The 15745-nt window shown below is 72.2% G+C and carries 16 protein-coding genes and 1 rRNA gene; 5 read left to right on the top strand and 12 right to left on the bottom strand.

The window, feature by feature from the left end:
• The 4 genes from ACTHNQ_RS02040 to ACTHNQ_RS02025 all read right to left on the bottom strand — a co-directional run.
• Positions 1-567: response regulator (locus ACTHNQ_RS02040; RefSeq protein ID WP_440330773.1), on the bottom strand; the 567-nt coding region annotated here is incomplete at its 3' end.
• Positions 564-1835 carry a sensor histidine kinase gene (locus ACTHNQ_RS02035; RefSeq protein ID WP_440330772.1) on the bottom strand — a complete coding sequence of 424 codons (1272 nt, stop codon included), beginning with the start codon at positions 1833-1835 and terminating at the stop codon, positions 564-566. The genes ACTHNQ_RS02035 and ACTHNQ_RS02040, both read right to left, overlap by 4 nt.
• Positions 1804-3918, bottom strand: a complete 2115-nt coding sequence (locus ACTHNQ_RS02030) for an MMPL family transporter (protein ID WP_440330771.1) — start codon at positions 3916-3918, stop codon at positions 1804-1806. The genes ACTHNQ_RS02035 and ACTHNQ_RS02030 overlap by 32 nt, the downstream gene beginning before the upstream one ends.
• Positions 3919-3999: 81 nt before the next feature.
• Positions 4000-5049: an FUSC family protein gene (locus ACTHNQ_RS02025; protein ID WP_440330770.1), complete on the bottom strand. Its 1050-nt coding sequence runs from the start codon at positions 5047-5049 to the stop codon at positions 4000-4002.
• A gap of 55 nt (positions 5050-5104) precedes the next feature.
• Between ACTHNQ_RS02025 and ACTHNQ_RS02020 the strand changes: the two genes are divergently transcribed.
• The 5 genes from ACTHNQ_RS02020 (at position 5105) to ACTHNQ_RS02000 (ending at position 9300) form a co-directional block, all read left to right on the top strand.
• Positions 5105-6697, top strand: coding sequence for a radical SAM protein (locus tag ACTHNQ_RS02020; RefSeq protein WP_440330769.1), 1593 nt, complete (start codon positions 5105-5107; stop codon positions 6695-6697).
• Positions 6694-7017, top strand: coding sequence for a hypothetical protein (locus ACTHNQ_RS02015; protein ID WP_440330768.1), 324 nt, complete (start codon positions 6694-6696; stop codon positions 7015-7017). Before ACTHNQ_RS02020 ends, ACTHNQ_RS02015 begins: the two co-directional genes overlap by 4 nt.
• Positions 7018-7021: 4 nt before the next feature.
• Entirely contained in the window at positions 7022-7828 is an 807-nt protein-coding gene (locus ACTHNQ_RS02010; RefSeq protein ID WP_440330767.1) for a prolipoprotein diacylglyceryl transferase, read from the top strand.
• On the top strand, positions 7812-8621 hold the full coding sequence (locus tag ACTHNQ_RS02005) for a hypothetical protein (protein WP_440330766.1): 810 nt from the start codon (positions 7812-7814) through the stop codon (positions 8619-8621). The genes ACTHNQ_RS02010 and ACTHNQ_RS02005 overlap by 17 nt, the downstream gene beginning before the upstream one ends.
• 61 nt (positions 8622-8682) lie before the next feature.
• Positions 8683-9300: a TetR/AcrR family transcriptional regulator gene (locus tag ACTHNQ_RS02000; RefSeq protein ID WP_440330765.1), complete on the top strand. Its 618-nt coding sequence runs from the start codon at positions 8683-8685 to the stop codon at positions 9298-9300.
• Between the two features lie 135 nt (positions 9301-9435).
• On the opposite strand, the gene ACTHNQ_RS01995 is transcribed toward ACTHNQ_RS02000, so the two are convergent.
• The 8 genes from ACTHNQ_RS01995 to rrf all read right to left on the bottom strand — a co-directional run.
• Positions 9436-10560 (bottom strand): Gfo/Idh/MocA family protein, encoded by a 1125-nt coding sequence (locus ACTHNQ_RS01995; protein WP_440330764.1) that lies wholly within the window; start codon positions 10558-10560, stop codon positions 9436-9438.
• Positions 10557-11384 carry a sugar phosphate isomerase/epimerase family protein gene (locus ACTHNQ_RS01990; protein WP_440330763.1) on the bottom strand — a complete coding sequence of 276 codons (828 nt, stop codon included), beginning with the start codon at positions 11382-11384 and terminating at the stop codon, positions 10557-10559. The genes ACTHNQ_RS01995 and ACTHNQ_RS01990 overlap by 4 nt, the downstream gene beginning before the upstream one ends.
• A 144-nt stretch (positions 11385-11528) precedes the next feature.
• The gene (locus ACTHNQ_RS01985; protein ID WP_440330762.1) at positions 11529-11933 is read right to left on the bottom strand and encodes a GntR family transcriptional regulator; all 405 of its coding nucleotides are present in this window, start codon (positions 11931-11933) and stop codon (positions 11529-11531) included.
• Complete coding sequence (locus tag ACTHNQ_RS01980) at positions 11930-12961, bottom strand: hypothetical protein (protein WP_440330761.1); 1032 nt, start codon at positions 12959-12961, stop codon at positions 11930-11932. Before ACTHNQ_RS01980 ends, ACTHNQ_RS01985 begins: the two co-directional genes overlap by 4 nt.
• Positions 12962-13102: 141 nt before the next feature.
• The gene (gene panB, locus ACTHNQ_RS01975) at positions 13103-13960 is read right to left on the bottom strand and encodes a 3-methyl-2-oxobutanoate hydroxymethyltransferase (protein WP_440330760.1); all 858 of its coding nucleotides are present in this window, start codon (positions 13958-13960) and stop codon (positions 13103-13105) included.
• Positions 13960-14805, bottom strand: coding sequence for a pantoate--beta-alanine ligase (gene panC / locus ACTHNQ_RS01970; RefSeq protein ID WP_440330759.1), 846 nt, complete (start codon positions 14803-14805; stop codon positions 13960-13962). The genes panB and panC overlap by 1 nt, the downstream gene beginning before the upstream one ends.
• Positions 14802-15563, bottom strand: a complete 762-nt coding sequence (locus ACTHNQ_RS01965) for a DUF2520 domain-containing protein (RefSeq protein ID WP_440330758.1) — start codon at positions 15561-15563, stop codon at positions 14802-14804. Before ACTHNQ_RS01965 ends, panC begins: the two co-directional genes overlap by 4 nt.
• Positions 15564-15668: 105 nt before the next feature.
• Positions 15669-15745 (bottom strand): 5S ribosomal RNA (gene rrf / locus ACTHNQ_RS01960); the annotation flags it as partial.

Raw genomic sequence — 15745 nt, 5'->3', positions numbered from 1 at the left:
GAGCTTGCCGAAGATGTGGACGAGGTGGGTCTTGACCGTCGCCTCGGTGACGAACAGCGTCTTGGCGATCTCGGGGTTGGAGGCGCCGGTCGCCAGGAGCCGGAGCACGTCGAGCTCGCGCTCGGTGAGCCGCACCCGGGGCGCGCGCAGCACCTGCACGACGCGCGCGCTGAGCTCCGGCGTGAGCGCGAGCCTGCCGGCCGCCGCATCGTGGACCGCGCGGACGATCGCCTCGGGCGGCGCGTCCTTGAGCACGTAGCCGGATGCACCGGCCTCGATGGCGCCGAGGATCTCGGCATCCCGGTCGAAGGTGGTGAGGATGACGACCGCGGGAGCCGGTTCGAGCGCGCGCAGCGCCGCGGTCGTCTGCACGCCGTCGGCGCCTTCGCCCAGGCGCAGGTCGCACAGCACGACATCCGGTGTCAGATGGCGGGCGAGGGCCACGGCCTCTTCACCGGTCGCCGCCTCGCCGACGACCTCGACGCCGCTCGACCCGGTGAACAGGGAACGGACGCCGGTGCGGATGATCGGGTGGTCGTCCACGATGAGAACCCGGATGCCGCTCATCGCGCCCCGCCCGTCATGATCGGCACGGACGCCGAGAGGGCCGCCCCTTCGCCCGGTGCGCTCTCGACGTCGAGCGTTCCGCCCAGCTCGCGCAGGCGATCGCGGATCGCCCGCAGCCCGTAGCCGCCCTCGGGTCCGGCGGGCCGGGACGCCCACCCGGTCGCGTCGAAGCCGATGCCGTCGTCGACCACGTCGAGGCGCACGGTGTCGCCCCCGTCGGACATCGTCACCACGACCCGGCCCGCACGGGCGTGCAGCCGCACGTTCGCGAGCGCCGACTGCGCGGTGCGCAGCAGAGCGACTTCGGTCGTGACAGGCAGCGGCGGGAAGTCCTCGTCGACGCGCAGCTCGGTGTGGATGCCCGTCTCGTCGTGCAGACGCACGAGCATGCGACGCAGCGCGTCGGCGAGGGCCGCGCCCTCCAGCTGCGCGGGCATGAGCGCGTCGACGATGCGGCGGGTGTCGGCCAGGCCTTCGCGCGCGAGCTCCCCGATCTGCGAGAACGCGCGGGCGGCGGCATCCGATCCCCCCGTCGCAGAGTCCGCAGCGGCGGTGGCGGATGCCGCGATCATGCCGATCGACGTGAGGCTCTGTGCGACGGTGTCGTGGATGTCGCGCGACAGGCGCGTGCGCTCGGCGACCGCTCCGGCGTCGCGCTGTTCGAGGGCGAGCTCGTCCTGCAGGGCGGCGGTCTCCTGCTGTGCGGCCACGAGCGACGCGATGAGCCGCTGCCGTTCGCGCCCGTCGCGGACCAGCTCCAGGTAGCCCCGCGAGATGCCCAGGGCGAACACGCCGCCGACGGCGGGGCCGATGATGTTCGCGTAGCTCGTCGTGCCGGTGTGCAGCAGCGGGGCGGCGATCACGACGAGCAGCACGACCGGGCTGAAGAGGATCGCCCACCGCATGCGCATCACGAACCCGGCGAGCAGCCACAGCGGGAACGCGAGCCACACGAACTCCGGCGAGATCGCGACCGCCCCGATCCAGATGAGAGCGAGTCCGACGAGCCAACCGGCCGCGACCGCGTGATCCCGCGTGCGCTCGCTCAGCAGCAGCCCGCCGAAGTACCACCCGGCGAACACCACCGACACAGCGACCACCCAGGGCACCGGCGTGCCGTCCGCGACCGCGCGCAGCGCACCGATCACGATGAGCGCCGCCGTGATGACGGACTGCCCGACCCGGATGGAGCCGACGAGTCCCCGCCAGGACCTCAGCGTCGTCGGCGGCGCCTCGTCAGCCGACGCGCTCGTGGAGAACTGCGGCATTCCCCGACACCCCCTCCTCTCGAGCGCGGTCGCCCGCGTCGTGCGATGCCGAGAGCCGCCCCGGCCACCACATCCGGTCGCCGATCAGCGAGAACAGCGCGGGCACGACGAGGGTGCGCACGACCAGCGTATCCACCAGCACACCGACGCCGACGATGAGGCCGAGCTGCCCCAGGGTCACCAGCGGCAACAGCCCCAGCGCCGCGAAGACGCCCGCGAGCACCAGCCCGGCGCTCGTGATGACGCCGCCCGTCGCAGCCACCGCGTTGACCATGCCGGGCCTCGTGCCCACGATCCCCGCCTCGGCGCGCGCCCGGTGCACGAGGAAGATCGTGTAGTCCACGCCGAGCGCCACCAAGAAGAGGAACGCCAGCAGGGGCACCTGCAGGTCCAGGGCTGTCCACCCGAACAGCACGCGTCCGAGCCAGGCGCCGGCGCCGATCGCCGCGGTCGCGCTGAGCGCGTTCACGAGCAGCAGCACGAGCGGCGCGACCACCGCGCGCAGCAGCACGATCAGCACCACGAGGGTCACGAGCAGCACCAGCGGGGCGATCACCAGGAAGTCGCGCACGTTGGCGTCGCGGGCATCCACCGCGGCACCCGCCGGCCCGCCGACGAGGGCGGACCCGGAGGCGTCATGGGCGGCATCCCGCACATCGCGCACCAGCTGCAGGCTCTCGGGCGAACCGGGTTCGGCGTCGCCGATCACGAGCAGCTTCACGAGCGACGAGTCGTCGCTCTCGGCGACGAGGGTGGTGCGTTCCACGCCCTCGACACCGTCGACCGCCGTCGCGACGGCATCCGCGTCCGCCGCGTCGGCGATGACCACCATCGGCTCCGCCTCCCCCGCAGTGAAGTGGTCGCCCAGCACCTCGAGCCCGACCGCCGACTCGGACGGCACCCGGAAGCGTTCGGCCTGCGTCAGCCCGAGCTGGGTGCCGATGAGGCCCGTCGCCGCGACGGCGAGCAGCAGGAGTCCCGCGACGACGGGGAGCATCGGACGCGCGACCACACGGGCGCCCAGCGCACGCCACGCGCCGACCCGGGGCGCCGGGGCGCCGGGGTGCGGCACGAAGGGCCAGAACACGCGCCGGCCGCACACGGCGAGCGCCGGAGGAAGCACGAGCAGCACCGCGGCGAGCGCGATCAGCAGCCCCAGCGCCGATGCGATGCCGAGGCCCCGCGTCCCCGGCACGACGGCCAGCAGCAGCGTCAGCAGCGACAGCACCACCGTCGCGTTGGACGCCACGATCGCGGGCAGGCTCGCACGCCATGCGCGCGCCAGGGCGACGCGGTGGTCGTCCTCGCGCAGCAGCTGCTCGCGGTAGCGCGACACCAGCAGCAGCGCGTAGTTGGTTCCGGCGCCGAAGACGAGGACGCTCACGATACCGGTGTCGAACTGGAGGTCGAGGGCCGTGCCCAGCGCCGCCGTCGCCTTGCTCGCGAGCTGGTCGGCCAGCGCGACGACGACGAGCGGCACGAGCCACAGCACGGGGGAACGGTAGGTGAGGATGAGGAGCGCCGCCACGATGCCGATCGTGACGAGCAGCAGTGTGAAGTCCGCCCCGTCGAACGCGGCGGCGACGTCGACGCCGAACGCCGCGCCCCCGGTGACCTGCACCGAGATCCCGTCGACCGGGTGGTCGGCGATCGCCGACCTCAGACCGTCGACCGCGTGCTCCGTCGCGTCCTCGCCCGACCCCGGTTCGATCGTCGACTGGATCACGGCCGCCTCGCCGTCCTCGCTGGGGATCGGTCCCCGCGACGTGCCTCCGGTCTCGGCGTCGATGACGGGCACGAGCGCGGCGATGCCGTCGAGGTCCGCCGGCGTGAGGGCACCGCCGTCGTCGCGGCTCGCGACGACGAGCAGCGTCTGCTCGTCGGCATCCGGGAACTCGTCCGCGAGCGCGGCGACCTGCCCGCTCTCGAACTGCGGCGGGACGGGATCGCTGCCCGCGGCGAGATCCGCACGGCCGAAGACCCCGAGCAGCGCGACGAGGGCGAGAAGACCGAGGGCGAGCGACACCCATGCGCCGCGGCGCGACGTCAGGGCGTGAGACAGGGAATGGGTGAACCGGTGCACCGTTCCACTCCACCGCCGGACGCTGTCGCACGCGTCCGGCCCGCGGTCGAGCCCGATGTCAACCGATCGATGGATGCCGCATCAGTCGTCGCGCGCGTGCAGCAGTCCGCTCACCGCACCGAGCGCGGCGCCCACCAGCGTGTCGACGACCCGCTCGGTCGCCACGGCCACGGTGTCGACCGCTCCCGTGGCGGCCCCGGTCAGCAGCAGCACGAGCGGCGTGATGAACACGAGCGCGAGGGCGTAATTGCGCACCACGAACAGCTCGATCGTGAACTGGAGCACGCCGAGCACGAGGGCGAGCCACAGCGCCGGCAGGGGCAGCGGCGCCAGCAGCAGATAGATGCCGGCGCCGACGACCGTGCCGATCATCCGATGCAGCCCGCGGGTGAACGCCGCCCGGCGGTCGGCCACGACGCCGATCACCGCGATCGCGGCGCCGACGATCCAGTACGCGCGGTCGGGATCGAGCACGAGGCCCAGGGCGATGCCGACGACGGTCACGATCGCGACCCGGGCGACCAGCATCCGCTCCCCCGACGACCAGGCGGGACCGGGGAGGATCCGGCGGAGCGGTCGCGCCGCGACCCGGCGTCTGCTCGGGAGCAGCAGGGGGACCAGCGAGACCGCGGACGCGAACAGGATGCCGCACGCCACGGTCGCGACGTAGGCCCCGGCGTCCGCGCCCGACGCGACGATGTGCGACGACAGCCCGTACACGAGGACGACGAACAACGGACCGGGCGGCCCGACGCGGAACCCGAACATCGCGGCGGCCGCGGCGATGGAGACGACCGCGAGACCGACCAGCGTCGCCGCCTGCGACGACCCGGCGAGCGCGCCGAGCCCCGCCGCGGCAGCGAGGGCCCCGGCGATGAACGGCACCACCCGCACACGCTCGATCACCGGCAGATGCGTGCCGTAGAGGGCCACGAAGGCGCCCGTCGCCGCCTGGAAGCCGAGATCGGGGCGACCGATCAGCGACATCGTGGCGATCGGCACGGCCATCGCGATCGCGGCCCGCAGCCCGATCGCCCATCGCGGCCCCGGCGCCGGCGTGAGCCGGAACAGACTGGCCAGCGCGTGACGGAGCTCGGCCGAGAACCGGCGTGCGGGATCGTGCTGCGGCATCCGGCCTCCTCTCCCTTCCATACTCCCGCAGCCCGCCGCACGCTATCGTCACCTCATGACAGCCACTGCCGGCGCGGGAATGCCTCTGCGGGACTATCGGGTCCATCGCTATGTCAACGCGTTCTGCCCGCACTGTCACGAGGAGGATCCCGATCGGTCGCTCGCCGACGTGCGGCGGCTGTCGGGGTGGCTCGCGGTACGCGGCGGCCGGGTGTGGCTGGAACGCGGATGCCCCGACCACGGGTTCATGCGGACGCTCTACGACGAGGATGCCGACATCCTCTCGTATCTGGAGCAGTGGACGGCGCCGACGAAGATCCACACCCCGGACGTCGCCGGCAACTTCAAGCCCGTGCCCTCGGCCTACGAGGACGGCCTGCCCCAGATGCAGACGCAGCACACCTGCATCCTGCTCGAAGACCTCACCGACCACTGCAACCTCCGCTGCCCCACCTGCTTCGCCGAGTCGGGACCCGCCGCGTCGGCCGTCGCACCGCTGGCCGAGGTGCTCGCGTCGGTCGACGCACGCCTCGCGCGCGAGAACGACCGCATCGACGTGCTGATGCTCTCGGGCGGAGAACCGACCCTCTACCCCTGGCTCGAGCAGCTGCTGGAGCACCTCGTCGCGCGGCCGATCGTCCGCATCCTGATCAACTCCAACGGCCTGCGGATCGCCCAGGACGACGCCTTCGTCGAGACGCTCAAGAAGCACCGCGAGCGCGTGGAGATCTACCTGCAGTACGACGGCGAGAGCGCCGAGTCGTCGCGCTTCCACAGGGGCGCCGACATCCGCCGGTTCAAGGAGCGCGCGCTCGAACGCCTGAGCGGGGCAGGAGTCTTCACGACCCTCACGATGACCGCGGCGCTCGGGGTCAACGACGGCGAGATCGGCGCGGTCATCCGCCGCGCGATGGCGACCCCCTACGTCGGCGGCGTGACGATCCAGCCCGTGTTCGGCTCAGGCAGGTCCTCAGGCATCGACCCCGACGACCGCCTCACCCACACCGGGGTGCTCGCGCGACTCGGGCCGCAGACCGACGGCGAGGTGACGTGGCGCGACCTCACCGCCCTCCCCTGCAGCCACCCGCACTGCTGCTCGGTCGGCTACCTGCTCAAGGACGATGCCGGCCAGTGGAAGTCGCTCGTCGGGCTCATCGGCCCCGAGCGGCTGAAGGAGTTCCTCGACCTCAACCCCGACCTGCTCGCGAACCGCATCGCGGACTCGAACGTCAACAAGGCGATCCGCGACGTGGTCAAGAACTCGCTGCTCGACCTGCTCAGCGAGCAGTCGTCGCTGTCGCACCCGTCGATGAGCGACATCTGGCGCGACATCTGCGTGAACTGCGACCTGGGCATCGGCACGCTCGCCACGCTCGCCGCATCCCGCCTTCCCGGACAGCACGAACGACTGCGGCGGATGCTGGCAGAACGCGTGCTGCGGGTCACCGTCAAGCCGTTCATGGACATCAACACGATGATCGAGGAGCGCCTGACACAGTGCTGCGTGCATGTCGCGACCGTCAACGAGACGACGGACGCGCACCAGTGCGCTCCCTTCTGCGCGGTGCAGGCCTGGGCCCCGCTCGCACGCCGCAAACTGTCGACCGCCACGGGCGGCCGCGAGCTGCTGCCGATGGCCGCGTCATGAGCGCGACCGGGTTCGACGGACTCAACCGCCGCGATCCGACGGTGCCCGATCCAGCACCGCCTTTCGACCCGCTGCGACTGTGCGTCTACACGACGGTCGCGCTCCTGGCCTGCCTGCTCGGTCCGATCGCGCTCCTCGGCTTCGCGCTGCTGGCGATCGCCGGCTACGCGCGCGCCCGGCGCGCCGGCCTGCTGAGATCGCGCTGCAAGCTGGGCGACACGCGGCTGGTGCTCGTCTACCTGTCGGTGATCGCGGTCGCCGCGGCGGTGGCGACGCCGTTCTGGATCGCCTTCTGGATCCGCTGGATCACCGGAGCGTAGGCCCATGTTCCCGACGCTGCGCGATCTGCTGGGGTGGGGTCCGCCGATCGACACGCACTCCGCGTTCGTCGCGCTCGGACTCGCCGCCGCCGGGGTCGTGTTCCTCGTCGAGAAGCGCCGCCGAGGGGTCTCGGACGAGCGCATCGCCTACATCGTGCTCGGTGCGCTCGCAGGAGCGGCGGTCATGTCGCGGCTCGGCACCTGGGCGCAGCATCTCGACCCCGCGAAGAACCTGAGTCTCACCGAGCAGCTGCTGCACGGCAACGCGTCGATGCTCAGCGCCCTGGTGGGCGCCTGGCTCGGCGTGCACGTGGCCAAGCGCATCGTGCGCTACCCGCTGCGCACCGGCGACCTGTTCGCTCCCGCGGTGGCGCTCGCGATGGCGATCGGACGCATCGGATGCCTGCTGACCGAGCGTCCGGGAACCCCGACGGGCGGCGACTGGGGCATCGTGCTCGACGCGGATGCCGCCGCGTACACCGGTTCGCCGGCCGGCGTGCCGCTCCACCCGAGCTTCGTGTACGAGATCGCATTCCACCTCGCCGCCTTCGCGGTGCTGTGGCTCTGGCTGCGGCACCGTCCGATCGCCGCGGGCGAGACCCTCACGCTCTACATCGCCGCGTACGGCGTCTTCCGCTTCGCCATCGAGTTCGTCCGTGGGAACGACGTCGCATGGCTCGGGCTCACCCGGCCGCAGCTGTTCCTGCTCGTCACGATCCCGCTTCTCCTCGCCCGAATCGTCTACAAGGCGCAGCGCGGCGCCCTGATCACGCGCACCGAAAGGACGTTCCCTCATGAGCAGCACGCCTGAACCCCCGGCTCGCGGCGACGACGCCGATCCGAGCGCCAAGGACGCCTCCGCCGCGCCGCCGCCGCCCGAGCGGGCCGGGGCCGAGCGGGGCGGGGCCGCGCCCACCGGGGCGGAGTCGGCCGGGGCGGAGTCGGCCGGGGCCGAGCCCGGCGGCGCGGAGTCCGCTGGGCACGAGCCGGCTGCGGACGCGCAGGGGGCCGACCAGACCGCGGGCGAGCCGGCGGCGCCGGAGCAGGCCGAGCCGGCGGCGCCGGCGGCGCCGGAGCAGGCCGAGCCGGCGGCGCCGACAGCGCCGGAGCCGGCCGCGCCGGCGCCCGGGCCGCCGCAGGGGTACGCGCCCGCTCCTCCCGGCTATGGCCCCCCGCCGGGGTCCGTCCCCCCGCAGGGCTACGCGCCGCCGCCCGGCTGGGGTCAGCAGCCGCCCGGGGCCGCCGCGTACGGGGCGCCGGGGACGTACCCGGGCAGTGGCCTGCCGGCCTCCGCAGTCCCCGCCGGAGCGCAGCCGCCGACCGGCCCGAAGCGGCCTCCGCTGTGGGCGGGCCTGCTCTCGGGCGTGGGACTGCAGATCGTGGGCCTTGTGGTGATGCTGATGCTGCTGTCGGTGACGTTCTCGCTCTCCGGCAACGGGGCCGTCTTCATCATGCTGCTCCCGTTCATCGTGCTGCTCGTCGGGCCCGCGCTGCTGATGATCTCCTGGCGCTGGCGGCGTTTCGCCACAGGGGTGCTGATCATCAGCGCCGCGACGTGGCTCGTCATCATCGGCCCCTGCCTCGGTCTCGCGATGGGCGCGTGATGCACGGATGCAGAACCTCCAATTGGAGGTTTTGTCGCGGCATCCCCGGTATCATCGGCGTATGACCGCCTCGCCCGACGATGCGCCCCGCACGCGGGGCCGCTATGCGAAGGGCATCGCCCGGCGGCAGGAGGTCCTCGACAAGGCGATCGGGGTGTTCGCGAAGCGCGGATCGCAGAAGACGAGCCTCCGCGCGATCGCCGAAGAGGTCGGCGTGACGCACGCGGCCCTCACCCACTACTTCGGGTCGCTCGAAGAGCTCCTCGTCGAGGTCTATCGCGAGTCCGAGCGCAAGCCCATCATCGAGAAGCACGCCCCGCCGGCGGACGCCAGCCCGGCCGCCGCCATGCAGCTCGCCGCTGAAGAGAACCGGGCCATCCCCGGCCTCGTGCAGCTGTACTCGACGCTTGTCGCGATGGCGCTCGAAGACAACCATCCCGCCGCGCAGCGGTTCGCGACCGAGCGCTTCGCCAACCTCCGCAACGACATGGCCGAGCAGGTGCGGGGTCTGCAGGCATCCGGCCACGTGCGCGCCGACCTCGACCCGAAGCTCGTCGCCGCCCTCGTGATCGCCGCGTCCGACGGCCTGCAGACCCAGTGGCTGCTCGACCCGGACGTCGACCACGAAGCCGCGCTCGAGATGCTCGAGCGCCTGCTCCGCGGTGGCGCACCCGCCTGAGGGCGCCCGGCCGACGGCATCCGCTTCACACGCCACCCGGCGTCGACCACGGAACAGCAGGGGCTCGCGACGACGAAAGACCGCGGGCCCGCCGGCGTATAGCCGGCGGACCCGCGGTCTGCGTGCAGCGGTGCTCTACAGCGTCGCGGCGAAGGGGTCGAAGCCTTCAGGCAGCAGCGGCACCGGCGCGACGGTGCTCTCGACGACGACGGTCGCACCCGTCGCGGCAGACTCCTGCGCCGAGAGCAGGACGTCGAGCACGTGATAGCCGAGCTCGCCCGACGCCACGTGCGGGCGGCCTTCGGCGATCGCGCGCACCATGTCGAGCGCGCCGAGACCACGGCCGACCTGGACGTCGGCATGCTCGATCTCGACCCACTCCTGCTCGAACGACATGCCGTCGCGGATGACACCGAGCGGCTTGACGTAGGCGATCCGCCCCGCGAACTGGTTCGGGTCGGGGATCACGATGGTCCCCTCGGTGCCGTGGATCTCGACGATGCCGTGGCGCTCCAGGGCCGAGTCGAAGCTCAGCAGGCTCTGCGCCTGCTGGCCGCTCTCGAACGCCGTGACGATCTGGATCGTCGAGGGCACCTCGACGGGGAACGTCGTGCCCGCATTCGGACCGGTGTGGATCTGACGCTCTTCGCGCGCCTTCGTGCCGACGGCGGCGACCCGGTCCACCGGACCGAGCAGGCTGACGAGCGCCGAGAAGTAGTACGGCCCCATGTCGAGCAGCGGACCCGCACCGTTCGCGAACAGGAAGGCCGGGCTCGGGTGCCACAGGTCGGGGCCCTGCGTCTGGAACGTCGTGAGCGCGAAGAGCGGGCGGCCGATCAGGCCGTCCTCGATCGCACGGCGCGCCGCCTGGAAGCCGGGCCCGAGCAGCGTGTCGGGCGCGGAGCCGACCCGCAGGCCGGCCTCCTCGGCCTCGCGCAGCAGCTGAGCGGCGCCGTCGCGGTCGAGGCCGAGAGGCTTCTCGGTCCAGACGTGCTTGCCCGCCGCGATGGCCGCGCGCGACACCTCCACGTGGACCGCCGGGATCGTCAGGTTCACGACCAGGTCGACGCCCGGGTGAGCGAGCACGTCCTCGGCGGAGCCGAACGCGGGCACGCCGTACTTCTCGGCCTGCGCCTGCGCGCGGTCGAGCAGCAGGTCGCCGACGATGAGCACCTCGACGTCCGGGAAGGACGACAGGTTGGCGAGGTAGGTGTCGCTGATGACGCCCACCCCGATGATGCCGACGCCGACCGCGCTCATCGGGCGAACCCGCCTTCGATGAGGAACGCGTAGCTGGCCGCGATGTCGGCGAAGACGTCGTCGCCGGGGTTGTTGTCGTACTCGATGACGGCGTACTGGAGCGCGGATGCGGCACGCAGCGCGTCTGCGAGCGGCACGTCGCCCTCACCGGCGCGGCGCTGGTCGAGAGCGCCCGAGCCGAACTCCTCCGCACCGGGTGCGAACGGGTTGCGCTCGGGGGCGATGCCGTCCTTCACGTGAGCGGCGACCAGGCGGTCGCCGAGACGCGAGACGAGGCCGGTGACGTCCTGGCCGCCGACGAGCGCCCAGTACAGGTCCAGTTCGAGCACGACGCGCTCGTCGGTGATCGAGACGAAGTGCTCGTACGCCGTCCTGCCGTCGAAGTCGGCGATGAATTCCTGCGCGTGGTTGTGGTAGCCGACTTCGAGGCCGAACGTCGCCGCGGTGTCGGCGAGCTTGTTGAGCCGGTCGGCGATGTCGGTGACGCCCTCGAGGGTGAGCCAGCGCTCGACCGGGACGAACGGGTCGATGACGGTCTTCATGCCGATCTTCGCGGCGGCCTCGAAAACGACCTCGGGAGCGGGCGTGGGGATCGAGCCGTCGGGAGTCCACAGCTCGTCTGACAGCAGCGGCGCGTGGCCGGTCGGCGAGACCAGGCCCGAGGCGTCGAGTGCGGCCCGGATCTCGTCCGGGCGGCGCACGAAGTCGAACGCCTCGACGTTGCGCAGACCGATCGCGGCGAGCTTGTCGAGCGATCCGTTCATGTCTGCGGTGAACTCCGCAGCGAGTGTGTAGAGCTGAACCGAGGCTTCTGGCAGGGCCACGTCGACCTTCCTTTCGTGCGAGATAGCAGGGCACGCGATGCGGCCCCGAGTCAGAGTAGCAGAAACCTCCATTCGGAAGTTATGCGCTTCGACGATCCCGGTTCCGGAATGGTGGATGCCGGCGCCCGGGGCCGGATCGGACGCTCAGGCTCCGGGTTCCGAGGCCGCGGCGGACCCCTCTCCCACGTTCGCGCGCCAGACGAGGCGCAGCACGTCGATGACGTCGTCGACCTCGGCGCCGGCGGACGCGGTCTCGGCGACGAGCTCACGCACACGCCGCAGCACGGGACCGGGCAGCACGGCGGCAGAGGGAGCGACACGCGTGCCGGCCGCGGTGCGGGTGACCACCAGGCCGTCCTGTTCGAGCAGCTTGTACGCGCGCGCCGCCGTGCCGGGCGCGACGCCGAGATCGCTCGCCGTCTGCCGCACCGTGGGCAGTCGTTCGTTCGCGCCGAGCTGACCCGAGACGATGAGCCCCCGGAACTGACGATAGATATCGAGCGCGGGGTTCGCTTCGTCCGTCGCCGTGAGGACCGGGTGCGTCGTCACCGCACGGCCCCGGCGCGGGCGACCTCGGGGGCGAGCGGCGGCGGATCAGCGGGACCGGGGCGGCGGACCAGCAGGGAGCGCACGGAGACCAGCAGAAGCAGCGCGAACGCGACCACCTCTAGCGCGGGCGCCGCCCAGCCGGCGGCGGCCGCGAACTCCGCATAGCGCCACGCGACCTCGTACGGCGATCCCTCGTTCACGCCGAGGATGGTGAGGCTCGACACCGACCCGGCGTCGGCGATGAGACGCCAGGCGCCGGCGAGCGCGAGCAGCACTCCGGCCGTCGCCAGGCGCACGACCGCGACCGCGACCCCGCGGCGCGCCTCGGTCTCGGCGGCGACGGCGCTGGGCCGCAGATAGGCACGCGCTGCGTTGGCATGGATGGCAGCCCAGGTCGCTGCGGCCAGCGCCGCTGCGGCGACGAGCGCGGGCAGGCCGTAGGCCCAGCCGAAGAACACGACGCGGATCGGATCGACCTGCGCCTCATTGGCCACCGGAACGACCAGCCACACGTACCGCCCCTCTCCGTCGGGGGACGAAGCCGCGCCTGCCGCGACGGTCGTCGCAACGAGCGCCACGAGCGTCACGGTCGCGCCGAGGAGTCCGATGCGCGGGCCGAACCCGAGCCACGTGCGGCGGGCTCCCGTCAGCACGGGCTCCTCGGGCGCGGTGGTCCCGTGCATGATGATGACAGCCCACACCACGACGATCCCGAGGCAGGTCCACACGAGCGGCATAGCGTAGCGCCACCAGGCGATCGTGCCCGAGAGGTCCACGACGTAGCCGAGGATGAGATCCTGCGCCGCGAAGAGCAGGATCGTCGCGCTCGCAACGAAACCGATCGTCCGCTGCTCGGGCACATACCGCTGGGCGAGCGAACCGGTCAGCTCGACTCGGCGTCCAACGCGCCCGGTCGCGACGAGCAGAGTGGCCGCCACGATCGCCACGGCGATGCAGAGCGAGACGAGCGGCAACGAGAACGCCGCGCCCACGAGGTCGATCGGCGTCCAACTGCGGTGCTGCACCATGAGGCCCCCTTCAACTTGTGTCTCTGTTCTAGCACAAGTTGTATCAGGATAGCGATACAAGCCACGAGTGCGGATCGGCTCGAGGAGGATCGCGGATGCCGCTCGCCCGGCATGCGCTGCTCTCAGCCCGTGTGGCCGACCTCAGGCTTCGCGGTCGTCCAGTGCTGCGCGGGCGGCGTCGACGGCGGCCTCGGTCGCGGAGTAGCCGTGCTCAGGGCCGGGGAAGACGCCGCCGCGCACCTCGCGCGCGTACGCGGCGACGCCGGCGACCATGTCGGGCCCGATGGCTCCGTAGCGCTTCACGAACGAGGCGGTCTTGCCCTCGGTGATGCCGAGCAGGTCGTGGATGACCAGCACCTGGCCGTCGGCGGGTCCGGCGCCGATGCCGATGACCGGGATCTGCAGGTGCGGCAGCACCACGGCGGCGACGTCGGCGGGCACAGCTTCGATGACGACGACGCTCGCGCCCGCATCCTGCACGGCCAGCGCTTCGCGCACGATGCGCGCGGCGGATTCGGCCGTGCGGCCCTGGGCGCGCAGCCCGCCGAGCGCGACGGCGGTCTGGGGCGTCAATCCGACGTGCGCGACGACGGGGATGCCGGCCTCGGCGATGGCGCGGATGCGTGACAGACGCGCCTCGCCGCCGCCCTCGAGCTTGACGGCGTCGGCCCCCGCCTCCTTCACGAAGCGCACCGCGGTGGCGACCGCCTGCGCGTCCGACACCTCCGTGGATCCGAACGGCAGGTCGGCGACGACCAAGGCGGTCCGCACGCCCCTGCGCACGGCGCCGGCCAGCACGAGCATCTCGTCGACCGTCACGGCGACGGTGGAGTCGTGGCCGAGCACGACCTGCGCACCCGAGTCCCCCACGAGCACCATGTCGACCTCGGCCTGTTCCGCCGTGCGAGCGGTGGGGTAGTCGTACGCCGTCACCATGACGATCGGCTCTCGCCGCGCCTTCATCTCGGCGAGCCGCTGCAGCGTGACCTTGGCAGGCATCACGCACCTCCAATGACGATGTTGTCGATGAGCCGCGTGGTGCCGACACGCGCCGCGATCGCGACGAGCACCGGTCCTTCCACGACGGCTGCGGGGGCGAAGGTCTCGGGATCGACGAACGCCAGATACTCGGATCGGATGCCGGCAGCCTCGAGCTTCGCGACGGCCCGGGCGCGCAGCGCGCCGGTGTGGGCGACACCCTCGGCGGCGGCATCCTTCACCGCCTCGAGGGCGCGCGGGATCGCGAGCGCGCGCGTCCGCTCCTCGGCGGACAGACGCGTGTTGCGGCTCGACCGGGCGAGGCCGTCGGCATCACGCGAGGTCGGACAGACGACGATCTCGACAGGAAGGCCGAGATCGGCGACGAAACGGCGGATGACGGCGACCTGCTGCGCATCCTTCGCTCCGAAGTAGGCGCGATCGGGCAGCGCCGCCAGCAGCAGCTTCGTCACGACCGTCGCGACGCCGTCGAAGTGGCCCCTGCCCCGCTCGGCGCCCTCGAGCGTCTCGGCGATCGGGCCCGTCACGCTGACGGTCGTCGCGAACCCGGCCGGATACATCTCTGCGATATCGGGCGCGAACACGACGTCCATGCCCTCGGCCTCGGCCAACGCCAGGTCGGCAGCCTCGGTGCGCGGATACGCGGCGAGATCGGCCTGCTCGTTGAACTGCGTCGGATTGACGAAGATCGACATCACGACGGCGTCATCCGCGGCGCGGGCGGCGCGCAGGAGCGTAGCGTGACCTTCGTGGAGCGCGCCCATCGTGGGGACGAAGCCGATGGTGCCGTTCCGGCGCGGCGCCAGTGCGGCGCGCAGCTCGGCAATGGTGCGGACGACGATCATGCGGCAGTCTCCGGGGTCGACTCCACGAGGTCGCGCGTGGCGTCGGTGAGCGCGTCGAACAGGCGGACGCGGTGGGGCATCCGCTCCGCCACCGCAGCCCGCTGGCGCGCCACCGTCTCGTCGTCGCCCCGCGCAATCGGGCCGGTGAGGGCGGAAATGCCGGCGGAATCCCAGTTCGCGACCGTCGCGCGGACGAGCGGGACGAACGCATCGCGAGGGACGCCGGCGGTCGCCGCCAGCTCGGCGGCGAAGGCCTCCAGCGTCACGAGGAAGTTCGAGGCGATGGATGCAGCCGCATGGTAGGCCGGGCGGTCATCGTCGTGCAGCTCGAACGGACGCAGGCCGAGCGCCCCCGCGAGAGCATCGGCAGCCTCTCGCGCTCGACCGCTGGTGGCGGCGATCGCCGCGGGGACACCCGCGAACTGCGCGTCGGCGCCGGTGACGGTCATCAGGGGATGCAGCCCGAACGCCTCGTGGGGAGCGAGGGGTGCAAGTGTGGTCGCTCCCGAGACGTGTCCGACGACCGGACCGCGGAGAATGGATGCCGCCGCCCGCCCGATCTCGGCGTCGGGGACGGTCAGCAGCACGACATCGGTGCCCTCACCGGTCGCGCCGCGGCCGAACGGGCCCTGCACGTCGACACCGGCGGAGCGGAGCGAGGCCGCCAGTGCGCGACCCATCCGGCCGTCGCCGATGATCGCGACGATTCCCCCATCACGGGCGGCGCGGGCGCGCGCGTCGGAATCGAGGTCCGGCATCATCGCCCCTCCCGTCGTTGCACCAGGTTCAAAAATACCCCGTCGGCGTGGGCTGTTAACGCGGAATGGCCACCCAGGGTGTGGGTGGCCATTCCGTGAATGGGTGTCCGGCGGTGTCCTACTCTCCCACAGGGTCCCCCCTGCAGTACCATCGGCGCTGAGAGGCTTAGCTTCCGGGTTCG

It is taken from the genome of Microbacterium sp. (assembly GCF_051953575.1).
GTDB lineage: Bacteria > Actinomycetota > Actinomycetes > Actinomycetales > Microbacteriaceae > Microbacterium.
The sequence above is the reverse complement of the archived record's forward strand: the minus strand, read 5'-3'. Positions and strand labels throughout refer to the sequence as shown.